The 798-nt window shown below is 49.2% G+C and carries 1 pseudogene; it reads left to right on the top strand.

The features are described 5' to 3' along the window. Nucleotides 1-234 precede the first annotated feature (234 nt). A pseudogene (locus tag CWM53_RS04445) lies at nt 235-798 on the top strand (nuclease); the annotation flags it as partial.

Here is a 798-nt window from a genome sequence, read left to right as displayed (position 1 = left end):
ATATAATCATGAGAGAACACATTCATCATTAAATGACATGACTCCGGCTGAATTCATCCGAAGTCTCCGGAAAGACGAAGATCTCTGATTTAGCACTGCACTGAATTTGGGCCAGGGTCAATGTTCTTTTGAGTTTTTGTGAATCCCTTCAATCCCGTCTGCGATCTGCCCAGCAAACCCAGCTCCGCCTGGCAGATGCCCTTACCGACGCAGCATTAAACTAAGGATCAGACGATGCCGGTACATCATGCAATCTGGCGGATAGGGGAGAACCCTCAGCCGCTAACCATCAGCAAACTTGCCAGCGAGCAACTGCTGGAAAAGATGATTTTAAACGACCCTACTATCCTTTCCGATCAGTGGATGATTATCGGCCATCAGGAAAATACGCTCGACAAAGGGCGTATCGATCTGCTGGCTATCGCGCCGGATGCCTCGTTGATCCTGATTGAGCTAAAACGCGATCGCACGCCGCGTGAAGTCGTTGCCCAAGCACTGGATTACGCCTCATGGGTGGATGATTTAAGTGCCGAGCGTCTGTCGCAGATTTACGATAGATTCTCTGGTGGTGGAAATTTGGGCGACGCATTTAGACAACGCTTCAACGCCGAGCTGGAAGACGATTCCATCAACAAGTCACATCAAATTATTATTGTTGCAGCGGAGCTGGATCCCTCCACCGAACGCATCGTCGACTATCTGAGTAAGAACGGCATCTCGATTAACGTACTGTTCTTTAAAGTATTCCAGCACGGTGACGAACAGTTCTTAAGTCGCGCCTGGCTTATCGATCCGAGC

The sequence above is a fragment of the Klebsiella sp. A-Nf5 genome (assembly GCF_002810545.1).
Classification (GTDB): Bacteria; Pseudomonadota; Gammaproteobacteria; order Enterobacterales; family Enterobacteriaceae; genus Klebsiella; species Klebsiella variicola.
Note: the sequence above shows the minus strand (reverse complement) of the source record. Positions and strands in the feature narration are given on the sequence as shown.